The organism is Paraburkholderia sp., from assembly GCF_050742655.1.
GTDB lineage: Bacteria > Pseudomonadota > Gammaproteobacteria > Burkholderiales > Burkholderiaceae > Paraburkholderia.
Genome location: NZ_JBOIGG010000007.1, coordinates 143,545 through 164,724, shown reverse-complemented (window position 1 = coordinate 164,724; position 21,180 = coordinate 143,545). Strand labels below are relative to the sequence as shown.

Here is a 21,180-nt window from a genome sequence, read left to right as displayed (position 1 = left end):
TCACCATGAGCACCGTGTTTTCTGTCGCGCCCGCTTCGTCGACGCGCCGCAAGATCGTGACGATGTACGGCGCGCTCGCGCTGATCAACGCACTCGCATGGGTGTGGGCGTGGATGGTGTTGCGCACGTCGCCGACGCTGATCGGCACCGCGTTCCTCGCGTACAGCTTCGGCCTGCGTCACGCGATGGACGCCGACCACATCGCCGCGATCGACAACGTCACCCGCAAGCTGATGAACGACGGCAAGCGCCCCGTGTCGGTCGGCTTCTTCTTCGCGCTCGGCCATTCGCTGACCGTCGTGGTCGGCGCCGCCGTCGTCGCGCTCGCAACCCGCGCGCTGTCCGACCACTTCACCGCGTTCCGCGAAACCGGCGCGACCATCGGCACGCTCGTGTCCGCGTCGTTCCTGATCCTGATCGGCATCGTCAACATCGTGCTGCTGGTCGATATCTTCCGTGCGTTCCGCCGGATGCGCGACGGCCACGACACGCGCGACGGCGACCTGCGCCTCACACAGTTCGAAGGCAATGTGCTCGCGCGGCTCTTCAAGCCGCTGTTCCGGCTCGTGCAGTCGAGCTGGCTGATGCTGCCGCTCGGCATCCTGTTCGGACTCGGTTTCGAAACCGCGACTGAAGTCGCGCTGCTCGGCACGTCGGCTGCACAGGCGTCGGCCGGTCTGTCGATGTGGACCATTCTCGCGTTCCCGTGCCTGTTCGCGGCCGGCATGCTGACCATCGATACCACCGACGGCATCCTGATGCTCGGCGCGTACGGCTGGGCGTTCGTGAAGCCGCTGCGCAAGCTCTACTACAACCTGACCATCACGCTGATCTCGACGGCCGTCGCGCTGCTGATCGGCAGCATCGAAGCGCTCGGACTCGTCAGCGGCGCGCTGAGCCTGAAGGGACCGTTCTGGCATCTGATCGACGTCGTCAACGACAATTTCGGTTTGCTCGGCTTCGGGATCGTCGGAATCTTTATCGTCGGGTGGCTCGTCTCCGCACTGCTGTATAGACTGAACGGATACGACCGCGAACCCGCCGCCGCGTGACCTGCACACCGTCGTCGAGCTTTCGTATTGCAGCGAGTGACCCGCGATGAAGCGCATCAAGATCGGCATGGTGGTTTTTCCGGGCTTCCAGCTGCTCGACATTGCAGGCCCGCGCGACGCATTCGCCGAGGTGAAAATCCTGAGCCGCGGCGAATGCGAGTACGACATGCTGACCGTCGGCACGACGCGCGGCAGCGTGCAGTCGTCGAGCGGATTGACGGTCATGCCGGACCGGACCATCTTCGACGTGTGTCCGGAGTTCGACACGATCATCGTGCCCGGCGGCCTCGGCATCTTCGATACCTTCGACGACCCCGCGCTGAGCGAATGGCTGCGCAGCCAGTACCGGCGCGCACGACGCATGTCGGCGATCTGCAACGGCCTGTTCGCGCTCGGCCCCCCGGGCCTGCTCGACAATCGCGTCGTGACGACGCACTGGATGGACGTGCCGCGGCTCGCGGCCACGTTTCCGAAAGCGCGCATCGAGCCCGACCACATCTACGTGAAGGACGGCAGCATCTATACGACGGCGGGCGTGACCGCGGGTATCGATCTGTCGCTTGCACTGATCGAGGAAGATTTCGGCAAAGCGATGGCACTCGACGTCGCGAAGTATCTGATCGTCTATCTGCGCCGCGCGGGCGGTCAGTCGCAGTTCAGTCCGCTGCTGGAATCGCAGGCGGCGCCCGGTTCGCAGACCGTGTCGCTGCAGCAATACATGCTCGACCACCTGCACGTCGACCATACGGTTGCGTCGCTCGCCGCGCGCGTGCACATGAGTTCGCGCAATCTGGCGCGCACCTTCGCGAAGGAATGCGGCATCACGCCGATGACGTTCCTGAACAACGCACGCATCGATGCGGCGCGGCGCTATCTTGAGGCGACCGAGCTGTCGCTGAGAGAGATCGCACAGCGCTGCGGGTTCGACAACACCGATGCGTTGCGGCGTGCGTTCAACCGGACGTTGCAGATCAATCCGGCGGAGTATCGGGAGAGGTTTCGGTCGAAGGGGGTGACACCGACGAACAGGCAACCGGCGCGGGACCAGCGATCTGATGCAGGTATGGATGGGCGGGGGTAGCGCCAACCACTCCTCACGGCGGGCGATGGAACGCCCGGGATAGCCCATGGACGTATCTGGTTTTCGACGCAGTTGTTGTCTATGGGCACGTGCCCGTCGTCGAGATAGCGCGTAAGCGCTTCCCAGCGTTTAAGGCTGTAATCCAGCGCTTTCGCAATCGCCGAACCTTCCGGAACCAGCTTGCGCTGCGCCACCATCCATTCGTACAGTGCGTCGCACACCGGTTTGTGCCCAGCAACGCCTCCGACAGCAGCGGAGTTTCATCGAATTCGTCCGTTGATGTCATGAACCATTGGCACCGTAGTCCATCAGTTCCTTGATGACCTTTTGTGCGGAGGCGACCGGCGCGTCACATGCCGCATCCAGTTCATAACGCGACTTGAGCGCCGCCGGATTCGTTGCGCCGAGCCAGACCTGTCCGTCCTTGTCTTGCCATGCGAGCGCTTTCAGAGGCAGATCGATTCCGATGCGCTGATCGCATCGCATCAGTAGCGTACCGGCTTTCGGGTTGCCGAAGATCAGCAGCGTCGTCGGCCGAAGCGTGAGCCCGACCTTCGCCGCTGCGGCCGCGTGATCGACCCGTGCAACGATCACAAAACCTTGATCTTTTGCTGCCGCCTCAACCCGATCGATTGTCTCCGAGACCGATCGGGAGCTTTTCTCCATCAACAATTCGTCCGCCTGCGCCACAGAGTGCAGCATCAGGACGAGCCAAAACAAGATCGCTTTCTTCATCATAGATACCTTCATCTGCTGATTTACAAGGACAGTACTATCTGACCCGCTGTACTCGCCGGGCAGCACGGGGACCATAGTTAGCGGATCGTGTCATACCACGGAAAGGCTTCCGCCATCTCGATCAGACTCCGATACGCAACGATTTCCGGCATTCTGAACTCCCGGACCAGCACGTCACGCATGAGGGTATCGTAGTCGGTGACTGTATGCAGTGACCCCAAGGCTTCACGGATTGCTGCGATTTCGCTTTCGGGTCGCGCCGAAGACGCGACCAAGCCTGATGAAGGCGACGCCATGCTTTCCCCGGGGCACAAATGTGACTGTGTCCACAAAGGAATCATGGACACAGTGACTGAATTCACCGAAGTCAAGGTCGCCCGGAAGTATCGCCGGCGTACCGTGGACGAGAAACGCCAGATCGTCGAAGAGACGTTATCCAGTGGACGTTCGGTGGCGGAGATTGCACGCAGTCACGAAGTGAACGCGAATCAGCTGTTCGTCTACGCCTTCGGCACCGGCGCCCGGCAAGATACGTATCCAGTTGCCACGAGGCGAGATACACGTTGACGCGCTCAGGGCACTCCAGCGCTCCGATCGTTTTTCGACGGGTCAGCCGAAACAGATCGCGTTTGTCGCGTCGTCTGCGGGAGCCGAACTGGTCGTCGAATTCGACTCGCTAAAAATCGAGACGAGCCAAGCAATCCACTCACGGGCATCAGCCTCCCGCACGACCGCTGCCGGTCGGGATCGGCTAGCATAAGCACTCCGCAAAACCGCCCCCCTTGCTCGTGACGACACTCGACACCGTAAAACGGCTCGTCCTGCCGCAAACACTCGCCGTGTTCATGCTGCTGGGCCTGCACACCGGAACGGCCACGGCGGATTGTCTGGACCCGGGCGACGCCGCAACGGATGCCGTGCGCGGCCAGATCGGCGCCTTCCCCGGTACTTCACCCATCGCGTGGCGCGCCATGCAGGAGAGCGCGGGCCTCGATCACTCGCAGGTGAGCGTCGACGTCGCGTGGATCGATCCCGCGGGACGACGCCAGCACCAGGCCCTGATGATGGGCGAGGTCGCCGGCCGGATGCCGACCGTCACTCACGAGGGGCCGCTTCTCGTTGTCCGCCTCCGTTACTGCGACTTCCAGGGCCCATGTCGCTCGGAGAACATTCCCTACGCGTGGGATCGCCAGGCACGACGTTTTGTCGGCACGACCACCGTGGGTCAGCGGGCGATGGCCAACGCGGAGTCCTGCGAAAGCGGCCAGGAATGAACCTCCGGGCGCCGCGATAAAAAAGCCGGCGGCCCTGAACGCGCCGCCGGCTCCATTCCTTCAGTCAAACCCCGTTACCCAATCCCCACCAACGACCCCGACGGCACCACCTTAAGCGCATCCGGCCGTCTAGCCAGCGGGTTCGACCACATCAGGTGCATGCTCGCCGGGCCCGTGTTGTGCACGTACTCGACCTTGATCGACACCGGCCGCCGCGCATTCAGCCACGTCGTTCCGCTGACGGTCGACAGCGACGAAGTCTTCTTGTTGACGATCTGCACGCCGTTGATCCACAGCCGCGCGACGTTGTCGCTGTTGATCGAGAACGTATAGAAACCCGGCACCGCCGCTTCGATCGCCCCCGTCCAGCGCACGCCGTAACCGGTCGCATTGACGCCCGCCGACGCATCCGGCGAATCGGTCCCGCGCTCGGTGTTCAGATCGAAGTCGATCAGCGGCGTGATCGAGCTCTTCACCGGTGCGCTGTTGAACGTCGGATCGTTGTAGTAAGCGACATTCAGCACGGGCAGCTTCGCATAGAAATCGCCCGTCAAGGCCTGCATTTCCGACGTCTGCCACGGGTGACCATCCGGGTAGATGGTGCCCTGGAACGGCGTCGCCGGTTCGACGGTCGCGGGCGCACCCGGTACCTGCCCCCAGTGGAAGCGCGTATTCGTGCGGCCGATCATCAGCTCCCAGATGATGAAGCCGGTCGTGCCGCCGTAGTTCGCGACGATCCCCTGCATGGTCTGTCCGGCCGTGCCCGGGAAGCCGCGTTCCAGCGTTTCCGAATTCAGCGCGTTGACACTGCTGCCGTTTACCGGGCCTGCGTAGGTGATGTACGGATGGAACGCATAGAAGTCGGAGAAGTACGTGCCCTCGTCTTCCTGCACTTGCGGCGAGTTGACCGGCTGCGTCGCGCCCGCATTCAGGATTGCGATGCGCGCGTCGTTCATCATCACCGCACGCGTCTCCTGCAATCCGCCGTTGCCGCTGCATCCCGGCTCGTTCATCGGCTCCCAGAAAATGATGCGCGGATCGTTCCGATGCGGCGCGACGAAGTCGGTGATGTAGTTCGCGAGGCTCGCCTTATACGTGACGTTCGCATTCGACGCGCTCGGCTGGAAGTACGCCTGCTCGATCGGCGTGCCCGGCGACTGCACCCACTGGCTGTTATGCACGCCCCAGACCGGCGCGGGCTGCGGACCGTATTGCGGCGTCGGGTTCCAGCAGTCGTCGTAGAAGATCGGCGACACCTTGATGCCGTGCCGTGCCGCGATCTCCAGCAGGTTCTCGAACTTGCTCAGGAACGCGACGCGATCGTTGGCCCACTCGAGGTAGTGCAGGTACACCGCGATCGTGTTGATGCCGTAGGTCTGCGCATAGGTCAGTTCGCGGTTGACGAGCACGGGATCGTAGTTCTCCCAGAAGTCGATCGCATTCACCGCGCTCGACTGCGTGTACACCATGCCGACGACCTTCGAGAAATCGTAGACCGGCGACTTCACCGTCGGATACGTCTTGATCGTGATGTTGCTGAACGTCGCGCCGACGCCGAAGCGCCGCACGCCGAAGCTGCCCGACGCGAACGCGGCGGGCAGCGCGTTGGTCGCGTCGTTGACGCTGATCACGCGTTGCTGGTCGAGATCGACGGTGATCGCGGTGCCGCTCGTCGTCACTTTCAAGTGGTGCGTGCTGCCGCCGACCACGCTGCTCACCGGGTAGTCGATGAAGTTGGTCCAGTTGTTGTTCTCGCGACCCACCACGAGCGTATGCGCGCTGGTGTCGAGGCCGATGAAGTAGCCGGTCAGACTATCGGGACCACCGGCCGTCGGGTTCGTCGTGCGGACGATGAAGCCCGCGTTCGCCGGCCCGTTGCCGACCGGCGCGCTGACGGTGATGTCCGCTTCATACGATGCGGTCGCATAGGTGCTCGCCAGCGCGACGGCCTTGTCGCCGGCACCGGTGCCGTTGGTCGCCGGGGGCGGAATCGTGATGCTGCCGGACGCGGTGCCGGGTACCCAGCCCTGCGTCGAACCGGCCGCGAGGTAGCTCGTGAAATCGCCGTAGCCGAGCGTCACCGTCGACAGTGCGGCGGGCAGTGGAGGCGGCACGTAGGGCGGTAGATGCTGGTCGGGATCCTTGATCACGACGGGTGGCGTCGTCACCCTCATCCCGAGCGGAATGGCCTTCGCCGCCCGGAATTCGTTGTCGGCACTGGACGCCGCTGCCGCCGAAGCCGCCGCATCGGCGACCGGCACCTGATTGTTCGCCGTCGGGACGGCGGAAGGCGAATCGCCACTGCCGCCGCACGCGGTCAGCATCGCTGCTGCTGCCGCAAGCACCAGATAATTGCGCACCTTTTGTCTCCTAAGTCCCCGTTAGGGAAGCGGTCTGAATTATTATTAATTTCTTCTGAATGCAACCGTCCATCCCGTCAAAGCTAGACAGGATTGAACGGGAAGATCTGGTAATGAATTCGCCGATGAATAATATTATTAGTAAACAGCATCTCTATCGGGACTTACCCTGGCAAGGGGAAGCGAACGCAAAAATCTTCGTTTCGCAATGGATGCGCTGTCGATTTCCGCCCGCGCCGTTCGTCGTGCCAACAGGAGCGACGCGTGCGACGATGCAGCGAGGCCACGACGCGCAGCCCTGTCCCAGTCCATCCAGAAGGAGATCGTTCATGACTTCGGCAAACGGATCCACACCGACGTTGAAACCCGCTCACGAGCTGGCCCAGTCGCCGCTACGTTTTCCGGGCGAAAGCGCGGAGTACCGGCGCGCGCGCAATGCGCTGCTGGCGGAGGAAATCGAATTGCGGCGACACACCGAGCGCGTCGCCGCGCAGCGCCGGGCACTGCCGCCCGGCGGCGAGGTGCCCGAGGATTACCTGTTTCAGGGCGAGCACGGTCCGGTGAAGCTGTCGCAGATGTTCGGCAAGTTCGACACGCTCATCTCGTACAACTGGATGTACGGCCCGCAGCGCGAGCGGCCGTGCCCGATGTGCACGTCGATGCTGAGCGCCTTCGACGGCGAGATGCCCGACATCCTGCAGCGCGTCGCATTCGCGGTGATCGCGCGCGGGCCGATCGAACGACTCGTCGCGTTCGCGCAGGAACGTGGGTGGCGCTATCTGCGGCTGTACTCGTCGGGCGGCAACACGTTCAACCGCGACTACGCGCACGAAAAACCAGAGGGCGGCGACAATCCGGAATTCAACGTGTTCACGCGTTCGGGCAATGTCATACGCCATTTCTGGGCGGGCGAGATGGGACCCGATACGGCCGACCCGGGCGAGGATCCGCGCGGCGCACCCGAGCCGATGCCGATCTGGACGATCCTCGACATGACGCCCGAAGGCCGCGCACCGGACTGGTATCCGAAGCTGGAGTACGGCGCGTCGGCCTAGTGCGTCGTCGGCATGCGATGACGCTGCGTCGGTCAATGCAGCGACGGCGGCCTTCGACATAGGGATGGAATCGGCGTCTGAACCTGTCTCACTCCACTTTCACCCGCGCCATATCCGCCGCCGAAACCATCTCTCTGCCGACCAGTTCGATCTTCAATGGCACGTCGGCGGACAACTTCTTCTTCGGGATCACGCGACGCCATGCGCCGTCCGGATCCGGGTCGCGATAGAACGCGACGACCGCGACGTACTCGGTGTCGGCCTGCATCGGTTGCGACAGACTCGCGGACGCACCGGGATTGACGACCGTCGCGATGTTCGCGCGCAAGTCCTGCGCGAGGACGGTCTTGTCGTTCTTCAATAGATCGTCGTACGAGGCCGCGTCGAAGAGTTTTCGGTCTTTCAGCTGGTACACGCGGACCGACACCGAACAGGGGCGGTTCGCTTCGTCCGGGTTGATCGACGCACGAGCATTCAGATCGACGTCGAGCTCTTTTACCTCCTTGAAAAACACCGCGTGAACCGCGCTCGTGGTGGTATCGGACACGGCCTGCCACGCGCCGCATGCGGACAGCAGCACACAGAATGCGATCGCGGCAGCAATGGAAATCAGGGTGCGGGCCATAAGGTCTCCGGAGTCAGGCAACGCGGCCAGAATGAAGGTGGCGGTCGAGATACGGATTCGGAGCCGGCGTGGGAAACGCTTCATGGCAACCGAGCGGAACGACCAGTGTGCGTGGCGTATCCGACGGCAGCACGGTCGTCCATGACAGTCGCGGTGGCGGGTCCTCCGTCGCGGTACCGATGCGCGGCGCGGGAATGAATGCCGACGGCACTTCCATGCGCAGGAATACGTCGGCCTTCGTGCCGATATAGAGCCTCAGGAACGCGATAACCTCACGATGCATCGGCGCACCGGGCAGCAAATCGTGAGCCTGAGCGGCGTCCATCGGTCGCAGCGTCGCTCGCACCGCGCGGCTGCGATACGTAAGACGCGTGCCCAGCACATAGCCGCCGCCGAGTCCTTGCCCCCCGCTCGCTCTGCCCGACGTCAACGGCTGCGAAGCGCTCGCCCGCCGCAACGTCGGATAGAACTCATCGACGCGCACGCCGACGCCCGGCACCGCGAGCGCGACGACGCCCGCAAGCCCTTCGGCGGTGCGCGTGCGCTGGATCAGCAGCCCCAGCAGTGCCAGCACGCGCGAATCGGGCAAACCGGCCCGTGCGGGTTTGTCGCCCCAACCAAAGCCAGCGGCACATAGCAGATTGCGCGAATGCGCATCCGTGCCGCCGGCACGAAAACCGACCGGATAACGGTACTTCTTCCACGTGCGATACAGCAGCGCGACGAAGCGATGATTGAACAGATCGAGAAACGCCTCGACCGCTTCGTGGCCCTCCTGACGCAGCACGATGTCGTCGATCAGATGCGACGGCATCGCCGCATCGACGCCATATAGCCCCATGAACGTCGTACGCACGGTCGGCGGAGCATCGGGTTGCATATCGTCGAATTCGACCCCGGCCACTTCGCCGGCTGGGAAGCCGACTCGTGGCCTGGGCCTGAATCGCACGGGCTCGTGTGCGGGGGTATCGCGTGTGCCGAAGCCGGGGCTATGCGGCGCGCGTTCTTCCAGCAGCCGGCACAGCTGCATGAAGTTCATCGCTGGCGCACGCGCGAGCAGCGACCGGACGAGCGGCTCGACCGTCTGCGTGAAATCAGCCGATGGTGTCATAGCGGCGCGCGCGATGCTTTGCTGCGCGGCCATTCGGTGCGCACCTGCGAAGGCAGGCTGACGATCGCGAGCCTCGTGAACAGATTGATCTCCGCGTACAGGCCGAAGAACCGGTGCAGCAGTTCGCCGAACAGCATCATGTCGCCGACGCCCGCGAACGCATGACTGTCGAGCGTCACGTCGATCAACACACCCCGTTCGACCGCGCCGCGCGACACTTCTTCGATCAATTCCTCCGATACATGCAGGATGCCTGCGAGACGACGGCGGTTGAGTTCGTCGTCGGTCCAGTCGTACAGCGCCAATGCACCGCGCAGCACTTCGGCGTTCATCATCGACAGGAAGTTCGGCGCAAGATGCGACAGCACGCGCCACTGGAAACGGTCACCGGTCGGCGGATAGAGCGGCAACGTGGGGGCCGCGAGATTGCGCACGCCCGCGACGTTCGGCGTGCTCGCGCCCAGTTCGTCGAGTCTCGCTTCGCGCAGTCCTTTTCGCGGCAGCATGCCGTTCGTGCCGGTTACGCGCAGCGACAGGCTTTCTTCGGGCAGATCGTCGAGCGTTTCCCACGCATGACCGCCGAGAATCACCCACGTGTCGTGCAGCCCCGTGACGCCCTGCCGCACGCGCGTATGGAAATAGCGTTCGGGTGCTTCGTGGCGAAGCATCCCGCCGCGATGGCGAAACGTGGCGAACGGCACGTACTCGTAGCGCTCGGCGGTGTCGTGATCGAACGACTCGATCGCATCGACCGAATAGGTCTCGACGTGCTCGCCCTGATGGCCGGCCGGCACGACGCGGTATTCGGTCTCGTGATGATCGACGTGGATCGGCTCGGCATCGAGCGCGAACAGATTGATGACCGGCGAGCAGAACAGACGCACGTTGTCGGCTGTGAAGCGCTGGTCCGACGGATAACCATGCTGCAGCAGGATCTCGAGATCGAAGCCCGTGGACTGCGCGGGCAATGCCGTCAAGTCGAGGCCGCACAGATCGACGAAAAGAAATTTCTCGCGGAACGTGAAATATTCGAGCAGCAGTTGATACCCGGAAAACGCGGCCTCCGCTTTCGGCCACAGACGCTCCTCCGCCGCGAAACCCGCGGGCTCGAAGTGCACGCCGGCAAGCGGCAGCGCGTCGCCGTCACGCACGCCGGGAATGCGCCACGCAACCGAATCGACCTCGCGCGTGAGCGCGAGATGCATCGCGAACGCGGTCGGCAGATCGGCGTTCAGGTAGAGCCGCAGACGCGACAGATCAGTGGCCTCGCGACGCGCCGAGCGATCGACCTCGAAGCGCAGACGGATCAGCGACCGGCCGTCGTGACGCACCGCCGGCTCCGCGTGCGTGAGGCGGACCGGCTGCAACGCCACCGGCTGCGTCGTGCGGTAAAGGCACTGCACGGTCTTCGTGCGGCCACCTTCTACACCACCGTCTACCGATGTCGGGATCGGGATACGCGCGGAGCGCACCGGCACGCCCGCGGGCACGATCTCGGTTTTCTGCAGCTTCTCGGCGAGCGGGATCAGCTCCACCACCGACAGCGACGGAATCATCCGCAGATAGTGCGGCCACAGCAGACTGACGAGCCCTTCGGTCAGCTCGGGCAGTTCGTCGTCGAGCTTCTGCTGCAGCCGGCCGGTCAGGAACGCGAAGCCTTCGTGCAGACGCTCGACATAGGGATCGCGATCGCCGACGCGATCGAGGTTGAGCATCCGCGCGCGGTCGGGATGCGTCTTCGCAAACGCCTTGCCGGCTTCGCGCAGATAACGCATCTCGGCTTCGTAGTAACGCAGGATCGGATCGTCGTGGTCGGTGGGCATTCGTTCGTCGTGGTGTGTTGTTCTGGATTGTTCTGGAGCGCAGCGTTTACGGCAGGCTCAACGTGCGAGCCGGATCGAGCACGGTCAGTTCGTCCTGCAACCGGTCGATGCGCCGCGCGAGCGCGGGCCGGTCCGCATCCTTGCGATGGCTGATCGTCCTCAGCGCCTTCACGAGCTGGTGCTTCACTTCGAACGCGAGCGCCGGCTCCCAGCGGATGAGCGGCAACGTCTGCGCTGTGGCATCGAGTTCGGCAAGCAATGGCAGCGCGGTATCGGTCCGGCCCGCGTGATCGGCGAGGCGGGCCATCACGAGACGTTGCAGATAGCGCTGCCGTTCGGTCCGAACGCCGGGCAGCGCGTCGAGCCATACGAACGCGGCGTCGAGGCTCTGACTCGCGGCGAGGTCGCGCGCCTGCGCCTCGATTTCAGGCCAGTCGCCGGCACCGCTGTCGTCGTTCGCCGCCGACACCGGCAACGGCGCGACGCTCTCGCCGGACTCGAGATCGCGCACGACCGCATGCCGCGCAATCCATTCGAGCGTTGCATCGTCGGCGAACGGCGTACCGTCGCTGAACCCCAGGCGTTCGATGCCTGGCAGACGTTCGAGGAACAGTGCGAAGTCCGCACGCAGCAGTTCGCGCCATGTCGCATACGGTGTACCGACGTGATCGAGCGCGACATGCTGGAAATACTGCAGGTCGAACCACAGATGATTCACGCCCTCCATGAACGCGCCTTCGACGCGTTCGAGCAGTTCGTGCCACTGCTTCTGCAACACGAGGCGTTTCATCTGCTGGCGCAACTCGGGACGCGGGGGTGCGAGACGCGTGCGCGACTGCACGTCCGACGGCGGCAATTCATGCAGCGTGTCCCAGCGGACGCTGCGCACGAGCCGCACCGACGGTAGGTAGCCGTTTTCCTGTTCGCGCAGCCACGCGGCCATCGTGCGTGCGTGTTCGAGCAGTTCGCGGGTGGACGAGAGGGAGCTTGTGATTTGACCTGCGCTCGTTCCGGTTCCTGTATCTGTACCCATGCTGCCCGACGCAGTGGACACAGATTCGCGTGTCGGGGTCGGCTCGGCTGTGGGCTCGAAACGGGACACAAGCGGCCGCAGATTCGGACGCGCGGCTTCGGGCCACTGGCCGGTGAGCGCGACGAGCAGATCGAGCGCAGCAATCGCACGCTCGAGATCGGCCGGCGCGAATTCGCCACGGCTGTCGAGCAGATCGACGATGCGGGTGGTTGCGAGCATGTCGAGCGCGGCTTTCTTCGCTTCCGCGCGCGCGGGCAGCAGCGCTTCGCCGAAACGGTCGACGAGCGCCGCCGCGAGTTCCAGACCGTCCGCGAATCCCGCCGGCCCCGCCTGACGCAACCGCGCAAACGCGTAATAGCCGACGACGCGCAGATCCTTGCCGGTCTCCTTGATGAGTTGCTCCGCGAGGCGAACGATCAGCGCATCGTCGATGCCGGATAGCTTCGAGGCTTCGTCCTTGAGCGTGAAGAACGCGTCTTCATAGCCGGGATCGCGGCCTGTGCCTTCGTTCGCGTCGTTCACCTCGTTTACGCCCGGCAGCGGCACGAGCCACGCACTCCACGTATCCACGCGTGCGCGAACCAGTTGCTCCGCGTCGCGCGACGGAAACAGCGTCTTCAGCAAATTGGGCAGCATGCTCACTCCACCTCGGGTAATGCGCCTTGCGGCAGCGGGGTCGCCGCATGCTTCGCGGCGGCGATGGCCGCGGGCGGCAACGGCGGCGGTCCCGACGATGTGTGCTTCCATGACGCTTTCGCCGACGCAGTCACGAAAATGCGCGACGGCAGGATGAAGTGGCGCAGCGTCAGGACGTCGAGTGGACCGGCACCCGCTTCGCTGCGCAACTGCACCCGCAACGGAATCCCCTGACTCTGGTCGGGCATCCAGGTCAGCAGGTAGCGGGCGCTGTCCTGCGACATCACGGTCGCGCGTTCGAGCAGACGCACGAGGCCAAAGCGGCCCTGCGTATCGAGCGCGGAGCGCAGCCCGCCTTGCGCCGTCTGCCACTCCACGTGCGTGATGTTTTCCAGCGTATCGCCCGGCCAGATGAACGGCGTCCACTCCTCTTTCTGGTTGAAGTAATGCAGTTCGCGACCCGATAGCAGGAACCTCATGTCGGTAACGCCCGGCGTCGGCACGGCGCGCAGTTCGTAACGCACGTGTGCGTCGCCGGACGGGAACAGCACCGTCGACGCGTGCGTCAACCGGTTCAACGCCGCGAGAAACGCGGGATCGACCGTCAGCGCACCACCGGTCGCATGCTGACCGCCGCCCTCGGCCAGCACCCAGCGGTCGCCTTGCCGCTCGACGATGCCCGCAAGCTGCGACGTGACGAACTGCGCGATCACCCCGTTATCCGGACGCATGAAGCGCGCCATCTCGGGCAGCGATGCATCGTTGTCGGAATCGGCGAACGGATAGCGGCCGCCGAAGGTCTTCGCCCAGTCGGCGACGATCGCCGTGCGCCACGTGTCGTTCAGACTCGACGCTGCCGGCTGCAGCACGACTTGCCAGGTCTGGTCGAGCGGCGCTTCGAACAGCGCGCCGAGACCGGCCCACTGCTCGCCGAGGCTGGCCGCAACGCGGCTCGCGTAATCGCGGCTGTCGGCGATGCCGGAGGTCTTGCCTTGCAGCACGGCCTGGGCTGCGGCACGCGACAGCGCGTCGGGGTCGTTGCCGAGCGAGATCTGCTGCAACTTCAGACGCATCGCGGTCACGCGTTCGAGGAAGCGCGCGAGGCTGAGGTCGCCGGTCGCGGCCATCGGCACGGCCGTTTTGCTGCTGCCCCGGACTGTGCCGTCACCGGCCGCGATATCGCTGCCGGTCAGCCGTAGCAACGGACCGAATGCGGGCGCGAGCGGCGCGGTGTCCTGCGGCGGCAGTCGCTTCGCGAGGTTCTTCGCGCCGTTGCTGTTGTCGTTGCCGACAAGCTGCTGCGCCTTCGTGATCAGCGTGTCCGACAGTGACTGCGTCGCCACGCCGGCTCCGGCCTGATACACGACGACGTTCATCAGCGCAACGAGCGGCGAGCGCTGCGGGTCGGCGAGCAGGATCAACTGGTCGACAGTACCGGACAACGTCGGCGTCGGCTGCCAGCGGATGCTGTTCAGAAATTGCTGCCACGCGCGCGCGTAGTCGTCGAAATAGCGTTGCCGCAACTCTGCTTTCAGCGACGCAGTGGGCTTCGCGTCGGTGCGGTTGTCGGACAGCACCCAGTCGCCGACGACGCTGCGTTGTTCGCTGGCATCGTCGATCGCGTTCGAGATGCGCTCGTCCCACGCGGTGCGCGTGAACACGCCCGGTAACGTTGCGGCGGTGTTGAACAGGCCCCGGCTGCTCGTGCTTCCTGACAGAGATTGCTGCGCGGCCTCCCCTAGCACGGTCGCCAGCGATAGCGGCGGGTATTTCGGTTTCGCTTCGTCGAGGATCTGCTGATACAGCGTGTTGGTCGAGTTCTGGATACCTCGAACGCCGATCACGGTTTGTCGCGCGGCGTTGACTAGCGACGCGTCGGGGATGATCGCGAGGGAGGTGCCGCCGGTTGAGAGGCGTTGCCGGAGATGATCTGCATAGAACGCGATCAGATGCGCGCGCAAATCTCGCCACGCGCCGTCGGTCAATGAGGAATCGGCCGGGCGGGCGGGTGCCGATGTAGCGATTAGCTGCTGCGTGAGGAATGCGGCATCGGCCCGTTCGGGTCTGGCTAGCATCAGATACGACTTCAACGTGTCGTAGATCAGATTGACCTGCGCATCGCCACCGCTCGCGATCTCCGCGTCCGACAGCGACGCGAACTGCCGCAGATGTTCCTCGAGCTTCACGCGAACGGGGCCTGCAACGATACGGCCCGCGCCTCTTTCATAGGCCGGCCACAATGCGGCAAACAGTTCCGCGTCGCGGTTCAACCCGAAGCGCCTGTACCACGGCGCGCCGTCGCGCTGCCGGATTTCGGTCGTGTCCAATTGCTTCTGCAGGCCGTAGAGCGTGAGCGCCGCCTGCGTGCGATCCTGTTCGGTCGACAGTTTCGCAATCGTATCGGTCGACGCCCGGATCGTCTCGCGGTTCGCCAGTCCGGACAGCATCGTCCCCACGATCCAGAGTCCAACGAGCATTGTCGTGACCCACGCGGCCATCGCGGACGGCGAAAACCCGACGCGCCGGCCATGAATATGACGACAGTGCCCGGCGACAGCGTGCCAGACCGTCTGCTGCGGCGCTATTGCGGCATCCTCTTCACCGGACTCCGCTCCCGCGCCGGTTGCCGGCAAAGTTGCACCGTACTCGTTGAATAGTGGTCTGAAGAAAACGCCCTGAATCGCATTGCGCCAAACCCGCGACCGGTCAATCTGCGTAACCAGATTCGCCAGTGCATGCCCGTATTGCGCCATATGCTGCGATAGTTCCGCGAGATAGTGGTCCGTCGCGTCTTTCATGAGACGCATCACACCGGCGTCAGCGAGTTCGCCCGACAAACCGCCTAGTAACGCGTCGACATCATTCGCGCGCGGCCGCGCATTGGACCATGTGCAACCAACCACATCGTCGGGGATCGATGTCACACGCCCCGACTCCGTGACGTTCAGCACGTAGGCAGGAGCAGCCCAGCGCAACGCGCGGGCGTGTTGCGTCAGACGCTGCGACGCGCGGTCAGTATCGAAAACCTGAGCACCAGCTGTCAGGGTACGAACTACTGTCACGATTGCATCGGCAGGACGCCTGCGCCGCATGCGCCGGATCTGATCGAGCCACGCGGTATCCAGTCGGCCCCCAATCTGCCTGGCGTACAGCAGCACGGCATCACCGGTAATCACATAGCCGGTTTCGACGAGACGCGGTGCGAGGCGCTTGACTAGCGGTTCGTCGCCTGCGAGCACGATCCACCGATCGCGATATCGCCAGCGCCAGCCGTGACGTTCACGAAGGACCTCGCGCAGCTCGACGGCTTTTCCCGGCACAACGCCCTGCGCGAACGCCGGCCCTTCGCTCGGATCCGACACCTGCTTCTGCGAATCGTAGTGCATCAACCATCGCGTCGCGCGCATCGAGGCAACCCAGAGCAGCACAGCCTCAAAATACTTGACGAACATCAACGCCAGGAGCATGCCCGAAAGCAAACACAATTCGATGATGATCCGTGTATCAAACGACCACCCGCGCGACGAACCCTCAGTCCAGGCGGCAGCCCCCAGCGCCACGAAGAGGATGCCAATCGCAATGCCAATAAATAGCGCGGCCGGTTCGGACCTGGGTTCGTTCATGTTTGTTTTCTGCACACGAGCGCGATAAGGTCGCTGTCTTCCTGTGTAAGCACGAGTTGCGGATCGCCGGTCAACTCCGTGAGTTCAGCCGCAAGCGCTATTGCGAGCCACCCTCCCGCCTCCCCGCAGTCCCCGACCGTGGTCTCAAGGTCGATCCTCGATCTCCTTTCGTCGAGTTGGGACGCCGACTCGACCGCTACCTCGAGATCCAGAGAAAGCCCGTTCCGCCAGATGGTTCCGATGCGCGCCGATGTGGCTTTCCCCCAACGCAACGCATGTTCGAGTGTCTCGTCAATAGCGCCTGCCGGGCCGCGTACCGGACGATGCAGGTATACCGATGGCTTGCCTGTCATTCTTTGGGCAACACTCGTGTGCCCTAGCAGCAGCGCCACGCCCGCCTCCGCAACGCCGTCCTGCAGGCGCTCGCTGACTGCGTTCCGCAACTGAATCGCGACCAGCAGATGAGCGGCCTGCGGTTTCATGCTGTCGAACCATTCGTCGGTCTGAAACACCGATGAACGTTCCGCGAGTGGCTTCATCATCACGCGCGGAGTTGGTGACCTCGCGAAGACAAGCTGCTGCAATCGGGTGAGCACTTCGTCGTCTTCGACGGCACAATGCAGACACGATTCGACGTGGAGTGCGGTATGTGCAGGAAGGGCTGCCAGTTGTGGCGCCAGTTGGTCGACCAGACGGCCCATGAGCCAATCGCAAATCACCTGATGGCGAGCATGCTCCGTTAGTTCATTCCCACCATAGAACGGCCGATCCGGGACCTCTATCCAACGGGCTTTGACACTGACGTTGGGTTTCGCCGCACTCGCCCGAACATGCAAGGCCAGACTGCCGTCGACGAGCCCCTCGATACCGTTCTCGTTGTAATCGGAGGAAAAACACCACGCATGACCGAGCAGCGCAAGCGGCACGCTGGCCAGGGTGTGACATTTCCCGGTTTCCCGGTCACTGACGCGGTTTACCGCGATTGCCCCGCTGCGGCGCGCATATAAGTACCCCAGGCGGCAGCATAGTAAAAACGTCCGCCCAAGCACCGGATAACCCATCGCACAGAACCAGAACCAAACCGTGTTTATCTGCCTGCCTTTCGGCCATAGAAAAATCGTCAGCGCCGCACCAAGACATGCGACGGCACCAAACAGCACCGCCCAAACGGGCTTCGAAAGTTGCGGCGGCGGAGGTACAGCAATCCGCGGTGGTACGCGAGCGAAGTCGATCGTCATCTATCGAACCCTCGCCGTATCGAATACGACAATGGACGCACTCCCGCTTCGCACCCAATCTTCATTGCGAAACAGCGATGTAGCCGCGTCTTTAACGAAGCGCCCCGGAACCATGGATTGGTCTTTGCCGTGGACCCGACAGGATCCGCAATTTCCAATACGTGCCGTGTGATGACACTTGATCGTGATCCGACCGGCATCCGCAGGAATCCCTGCTGCGTGACTCACGCCGGCAACGTATGCCATTTTCATCGATGGTCCGATTCAAGAAGAAATTCGGCCAGTGTGCCGAGCCAGGATCGTCGCTCTTCTATGGCTTCGGCTGCCACTGACGTAGCGTGCTCAACAGAGAATTCAAGTTTTTCCTGTCGCGAGTCGATACGCTGTGCACAGCGTGGTCGGGATCGTGTCGCGTTACCCCGTCAACACTGATTTCGATAGCAAGCTTGCCGCTTTTAAGCGTCAAGTAGGTTGGGGCATAGCAGTATGGGTTGTCGTCCTTATCGGTCGGCCTCTTGTCGAGCAGTACAAAATCACTGGACTCGAGCTTGTTCACGTCGATTGGATCGCAAAGATTTCGCGCACGAAACTGGTCTGGAATTTCCACATCCGGATTCTTTTCGAGTGTGCTTTTTTTTATGAACCGACCGTAGTCCAATCTACCGAAGAATCCCGCCCTCGTATCCACAATCCACACAACGTTGTCCTCGGCGGTGTCCCCACCTCTGCACTGGATCAGATATTTTTCGCTCCCCTTGATCCAGAGGGTCGAAAGATTGGCGGACTCGCACAGTCGATCCTTTCGCGAAATCTTACCGTTCGCGGTAACTACGCATTCGTTTCTTCCGTTGCAGTCCCCGACGAGATTTCCATAGCTCCCGCCGTTCCCCGCGAAAACTGCGCATGACGAACTTCCTATCAAGACCAGCAACACCTTTTTATACACCGCATACATAGGTCGAAGCATCCTTTGAAAGGAGGTGGAAATTTGGATTCGTGCGAGTCATCGTGATGCCGTACGCCGTGTACGGGAACACACTCTGCTGAAGGATGCCGATGCGCCTGCTAAAGCAATCCGCGACCGAACTATGATTTGCCGTCCTGGCTCGTTCCTCAACCGCGAGCTTGACTAACGCGTACTGTGTCGCGGGCTGATCGGTCGCGATCCTGTTCTGGATCTGGTGCGCGGCCTTTTTGAGACTGCCCTGCTGAACCGCAAGATCATAAAACACGCAATACGTGACGAGTTCGACCTCGTTCATCAAGTCAGGGGAAAGTGAGCGGAGGAATTCGACGCAGGACATTGCCTTAGCGTGGTAGCTGCTTGTAGCTTCATTGACTTGTATTCGCTGAAATTTCTGCACCTCGCCTAACTTCCTGAACGGCTTCTTCCAGTTGAGATTATTAGCCTGCTGACCGACTGCCCAATTGACTAGAGCTTGCTGATTTCCGCTAGAAATGGCCGACTCCAGCACGGGGTAGTTCGCACTTGAGTCGAAACACGCCTCGAAAGAAGCCTGGTCTGTTGCTCTCATGCGCTCAAGCAGTGGACCGAGACCGCCTTGGGCCGCAGCCCATTGAATGACCCCGAAGGACATTCCCTGCCCGTCTCCGTTATCCGCTACCGCACCGTAGTTCATCGCGGTGGCCCCTTCAAACCCAGACGTGATAGTCAGGGCAAGTTCCTTTGCCTTCTCAAGGGGGATACAAGTAGTACCAGCGGAAAAATTCCCGACCAGCCCGATCGGATGAATATGAAATACGTCCGAAGCCGGAAAGTCAGTCAGCTTGGCCTTTACAGCGTCCCACCACACGAGCTTTTCGATACGCTTCTGTTCCTCGGCGTGCTCCGGCCGGGGCCCCGTGCGCTCTTCGATTGCCGCAATCAATTGCTTCCACTTGTCCGTATTTGACCACTCGCTCTCGTGCCGTACGATCAGCCTCGACATACGCAACGCTGTCCACGGGTCGCTCGCCGCATTCCGTAAATCGTCAGCCGCCTGGGTACCATCTCCTGTCGGATACAGCGCCTGATAAATCGCAGTCGTGAGAGGGCTGAGCTTGTCCAGTGATTCCGGCTTAGATACATCTGCACCGATCGAGTAGTCGACAAACCCCTTCGCGGTCGCAAACATCGTATGCGCCGGATCGTAGCTGTCATCGAAGGTCTGGAAGTCCACCCATTTCTGGGTAAACTCTCGCGTAACCACGCCGCCCGCAAAGTTCTCTTCGCGCACCCACCCATCGACGGGTTGATGTCGAACATCCGCGCTGTCTACCTTCCACCAGTGCCGTTTTTCACCGTCGCCGCCAGGCGCTGTTTCCATGTACTGGCGGTCTGTACTTCCCTTCGCCAGTGCCGCGAGAGGAAAAACCTCGAGCACGCCGGTTTGTCTTGCACCGGTCCCGTCCTGATTACACTGCTCGTACAGCGTGGTCTGATTTTCAATGCGCAGGATCGTCGGCTGCACGGGAAGGTTCAATTGCTTCCAGGCGTTGGCGTGCGCGCCATTCTGTCTGACCCAGGTACGCCCCTGTTCCATGAACGACATGATGCTGTCGTCGCAGAAGACCTCAATGTGCACCATCCGGTTGCCCGAGGTCTGCTGCGACAATGACTCGTAGCGCCCAGGATGGCCGATCAAACCACCCGCCTTGATTGGGAACACCTCGGAGGGATCGGACAATACAATCACCTCGTCCAGCGACGAATCAGGCATGACCTCTCTCGCGACCGGAGCCCCACGTTTTTCGCCAAGGAATATCCATCCGTTCACCGCGGAAGAAGGCTGAGAGGTAGCACTCGCAACCGGCGGATACAACGTCACCCCGCTTGCGTCCTTAATTTGGCCCCAGTCGCCCTCGCGCTTCCCGATGCTGACCCTTGCCCCGTGCGGAAGAATGCCGAGCACCGCGCCGTGTGGCTTGCTTACCCTAACCCTCAATCCCCGCTGACTAGCAGGTACAGACTGGCTACCCGGTCCGGCGGCAGGACGGTCCTGCGCGTGAGCGGTTACCTCGAACTGTGTGATCCAGTACTTCGGCCGGGATAAGGACGTATCAACCTCATAGTTCGCGAAATCCTGCAGGTGCGCATACAAGCTATAGAAAGTTAGCTTTGTGCCCTTCGGAAACTCCATCGAATGCCGTACAAGAGCAAATCCAGTGCTGTATGGCGCGCTGATTGCTGGTTGGTCATCCCGCGCGGGAATCTCGCTAACGGGGTAAATACGGTTCACGCGCCAGGCCACTACGTCGCCATCTGCGATGCAGCGGACGCCGTTTTTCAGATCCAGTGATGCGCCTGCCCCGGCCTCGGTAATGTGTATCCCGCCGTGCCACATCCCCTTCCCGCTGACAGCATAGGTACCCGACGACTCCTGTTTCAACACTTCGTGAAATTCATGTTCGTCAGCGAAATCCGTGGACTCACTTCCCGCGCCTTCGCCTTTCTTGCGAAACGGAAACGCAAAAGAGAGTCGCTTTAGAGGGGAGATAGCCGGACCCGCCGGTATCGTATTTGCCATGTCG

At 62.5% G+C, this 21,180-nt stretch carries 16 protein-coding genes and 1 pseudogene; 6 read left to right on the top strand and 11 right to left on the bottom strand.

The window, feature by feature from the left end; all coding sequences use genetic code 11:
* The first annotated feature begins 5 nt into the window (after window positions 1–5).
* Window positions 6–1,052 carry a HoxN/HupN/NixA family nickel/cobalt transporter gene (locus ACREXZ_RS12470; protein WP_431764380.1) on the top strand — a complete coding sequence of 349 codons (1,047 nt, stop codon included), beginning with the start codon at window positions 6–8 and terminating at the stop codon, window positions 1,050–1,052.
* A 46-nt stretch (window positions 1,053–1,098) separates the two neighbouring features.
* The gene (locus tag ACREXZ_RS12465) at window positions 1,099–2,133 is read left to right on the top strand and encodes a GlxA family transcriptional regulator (RefSeq protein WP_431764379.1); all 1,035 of its coding nucleotides are present in this window, start codon (window positions 1,099–1,101) and stop codon (window positions 2,131–2,133) included.
* Here the strand turns inward: ACREXZ_RS12465 and ACREXZ_RS12460 are convergent.
* The 3 genes and pseudogenes from ACREXZ_RS12460 to ACREXZ_RS12450 form a co-directional block, all read right to left on the bottom strand.
* Window positions 2,130–2,357: pseudogene (locus ACREXZ_RS12460) on the bottom strand (IS66 family transposase); the annotation flags it as partial. The gene ACREXZ_RS12465 and the pseudogene ACREXZ_RS12460 sit on opposite strands and share 4 nt — an antisense overlap.
* Window positions 2,358–2,415: 58 nt before the next feature.
* Window positions 2,416–2,871, bottom strand: a complete 456-nt coding sequence (locus ACREXZ_RS12455) for a DUF302 domain-containing protein (RefSeq protein WP_431764378.1) — start codon at window positions 2,869–2,871, stop codon at window positions 2,416–2,418.
* A 77-nt stretch (window positions 2,872–2,948) separates the two neighbouring features.
* A complete protein-coding gene (locus tag ACREXZ_RS12450) occupies window positions 2,949–3,167 on the bottom strand; it encodes a hypothetical protein (RefSeq protein WP_431764377.1) in 219 nt (72 codons plus the stop codon).
* Window positions 3,168–3,210: 43 nt separating this feature from the next.
* Here ACREXZ_RS12450 and ACREXZ_RS12445 point away from each other — a divergent pair, with 43 nt between their 5' ends.
* Window positions 3,211–3,438, top strand: coding sequence for a transposase (locus tag ACREXZ_RS12445; RefSeq protein WP_431764376.1), 228 nt, complete (start codon window positions 3,211–3,213; stop codon window positions 3,436–3,438).
* A 221-nt stretch (window positions 3,439–3,659) separates the two neighbouring features.
* Window positions 3,660–4,145: a hypothetical protein gene (locus ACREXZ_RS12440; protein WP_431764375.1), complete on the top strand. Its 486-nt coding sequence runs from the start codon at window positions 3,660–3,662 to the stop codon at window positions 4,143–4,145.
* Between the two features lie 74 nt (window positions 4,146–4,219).
* Here ACREXZ_RS12440 and ACREXZ_RS12435 read toward each other — a convergent pair whose 3' ends face one another.
* Window positions 4,220–6,505, bottom strand: coding sequence for a PA14 domain-containing protein (locus ACREXZ_RS12435; protein ID WP_431764374.1), 2,286 nt, complete (start codon window positions 6,503–6,505; stop codon window positions 4,220–4,222).
* Between the two features lie 329 nt (window positions 6,506–6,834).
* On the opposite strand from ACREXZ_RS12435, the gene ACREXZ_RS12430 reads away from it, so the two are divergent.
* Window positions 6,835–7,560 carry a DUF899 family protein gene (locus ACREXZ_RS12430; protein ID WP_431764373.1) on the top strand — a complete coding sequence of 242 codons (726 nt, stop codon included), beginning with the start codon at window positions 6,835–6,837 and terminating at the stop codon, window positions 7,558–7,560.
* A gap of 88 nt (window positions 7,561–7,648) precedes the next feature.
* Here the strand turns inward: ACREXZ_RS12430 and tssJ are convergent, their stop codons facing one another.
* From tssJ to ACREXZ_RS12400, 6 genes are read right to left on the bottom strand one after another with little or no spacing between them, the layout of a single operon-like run.
* Entirely contained in the window at window positions 7,649–8,185 is a 537-nt protein-coding gene (gene tssJ, locus ACREXZ_RS12425; RefSeq protein WP_431764372.1) for a type VI secretion system lipoprotein TssJ, read from the bottom strand.
* Window positions 8,186–8,198: 13 nt separating this feature from the next.
* Window positions 8,199–9,296 (bottom strand): type VI secretion system baseplate subunit TssG, encoded by a 1,098-nt coding sequence (gene tssG, locus ACREXZ_RS12420; protein WP_431764371.1) that lies wholly within the window; start codon window positions 9,294–9,296, stop codon window positions 8,199–8,201.
* Window positions 9,293–11,119: a type VI secretion system baseplate subunit TssF gene (tssF, locus tag ACREXZ_RS12415; RefSeq protein WP_431764370.1), complete on the bottom strand. Its 1,827-nt coding sequence runs from the start codon at window positions 11,117–11,119 to the stop codon at window positions 9,293–9,295. The genes tssG and tssF overlap by 4 nt, the downstream gene beginning before the upstream one ends.
* 46 nt (window positions 11,120–11,165) lie before the next feature.
* Window positions 11,166–12,788 (bottom strand): type VI secretion system protein TssA, encoded by a 1,623-nt coding sequence (tssA, locus tag ACREXZ_RS12410; RefSeq protein ID WP_431764369.1) that lies wholly within the window; start codon window positions 12,786–12,788, stop codon window positions 11,166–11,168.
* Between the two features lie 2 nt (window positions 12,789–12,790).
* Window positions 12,791–16,411, bottom strand: coding sequence for an ImcF-related family protein (locus ACREXZ_RS12405; protein WP_431764368.1), 3,621 nt, complete (start codon window positions 16,409–16,411; stop codon window positions 12,791–12,793).
* The gene (locus tag ACREXZ_RS12400) at window positions 16,408–17,649 is read right to left on the bottom strand and encodes a hypothetical protein (RefSeq protein ID WP_431764367.1); all 1,242 of its coding nucleotides are present in this window, start codon (window positions 17,647–17,649) and stop codon (window positions 16,408–16,410) included. The genes ACREXZ_RS12405 and ACREXZ_RS12400 overlap by 4 nt, the downstream gene beginning before the upstream one ends.
* Window positions 17,650–18,055: 406 nt before the next feature.
* Here ACREXZ_RS12400 and ACREXZ_RS12395 point away from each other — a divergent pair, with 406 nt between their 5' ends.
* Window positions 18,056–18,556 (top strand): hypothetical protein, encoded by a 501-nt coding sequence (locus ACREXZ_RS12395; protein WP_431764366.1) that lies wholly within the window; start codon window positions 18,056–18,058, stop codon window positions 18,554–18,556.
* Window positions 18,557–18,587: 31 nt separating this feature from the next.
* On the opposite strand, the gene ACREXZ_RS12390 is transcribed toward ACREXZ_RS12395, so the two are convergent.
* Window positions 18,588–21,176 (bottom strand): chitinase, encoded by a 2,589-nt coding sequence (locus ACREXZ_RS12390; protein WP_431764365.1) that lies wholly within the window; start codon window positions 21,174–21,176, stop codon window positions 18,588–18,590.
* Between the last annotated feature and the right edge of the window lie 4 nt (window positions 21,177–21,180).

Coding starts and splice junctions, on each gene's coding strand:
- ACREXZ_RS12430 (WP_431764373.1), top strand. CDS start 6,835: ATGACTTCGGCAAACGGATCCACACCGACGTTGAAACCCGCTCACGAG.
- ACREXZ_RS12400 (WP_431764367.1), bottom strand. CDS start 17,649: ATGACGATCGACTTCGCTCGCGTACCACCGCGGATTGCTGTACCTCCG.
- ACREXZ_RS12465 (WP_431764379.1), top strand. CDS start 1,099: ATGAAGCGCATCAAGATCGGCATGGTGGTTTTTCCGGGCTTCCAGCTG.
- tssG (WP_431764371.1), bottom strand. CDS start 9,296: ATGACACCATCGGCTGATTTCACGCAGACGGTCGAGCCGCTCGTCCGG.
- ACREXZ_RS12455 (WP_431764378.1), bottom strand. CDS start 2,871: ATGATGAAGAAAGCGATCTTGTTTTGGCTCGTCCTGATGCTGCACTCT.
- ACREXZ_RS12445 (WP_431764376.1), top strand. CDS start 3,211: ATGGACACAGTGACTGAATTCACCGAAGTCAAGGTCGCCCGGAAGTAT.
- ACREXZ_RS12405 (WP_431764368.1), bottom strand. CDS start 16,411: ATGAACGAACCCAGGTCCGAACCGGCCGCGCTATTTATTGGCATTGCG.
- tssJ (WP_431764372.1), bottom strand. CDS start 8,185: ATGGCCCGCACCCTGATTTCCATTGCTGCCGCGATCGCATTCTGTGTG.
- ACREXZ_RS12470 (WP_431764380.1), top strand. CDS start 6: ATGAGCACCGTGTTTTCTGTCGCGCCCGCTTCGTCGACGCGCCGCAAG.
- ACREXZ_RS12450 (WP_431764377.1), bottom strand. CDS start 3,167: ATGGCGTCGCCTTCATCAGGCTTGGTCGCGTCTTCGGCGCGACCCGAA.
- tssA (WP_431764369.1), bottom strand. CDS start 12,788: ATGCTGCCCAATTTGCTGAAGACGCTGTTTCCGTCGCGCGACGCGGAG.
- ACREXZ_RS12390 (WP_431764365.1), bottom strand. CDS start 21,176: ATGGCAAATACGATACCGGCGGGTCCGGCTATCTCCCCTCTAAAGCGA.
- tssF (WP_431764370.1), bottom strand. CDS start 11,119: ATGCCCACCGACCACGACGATCCGATCCTGCGTTACTACGAAGCCGAG.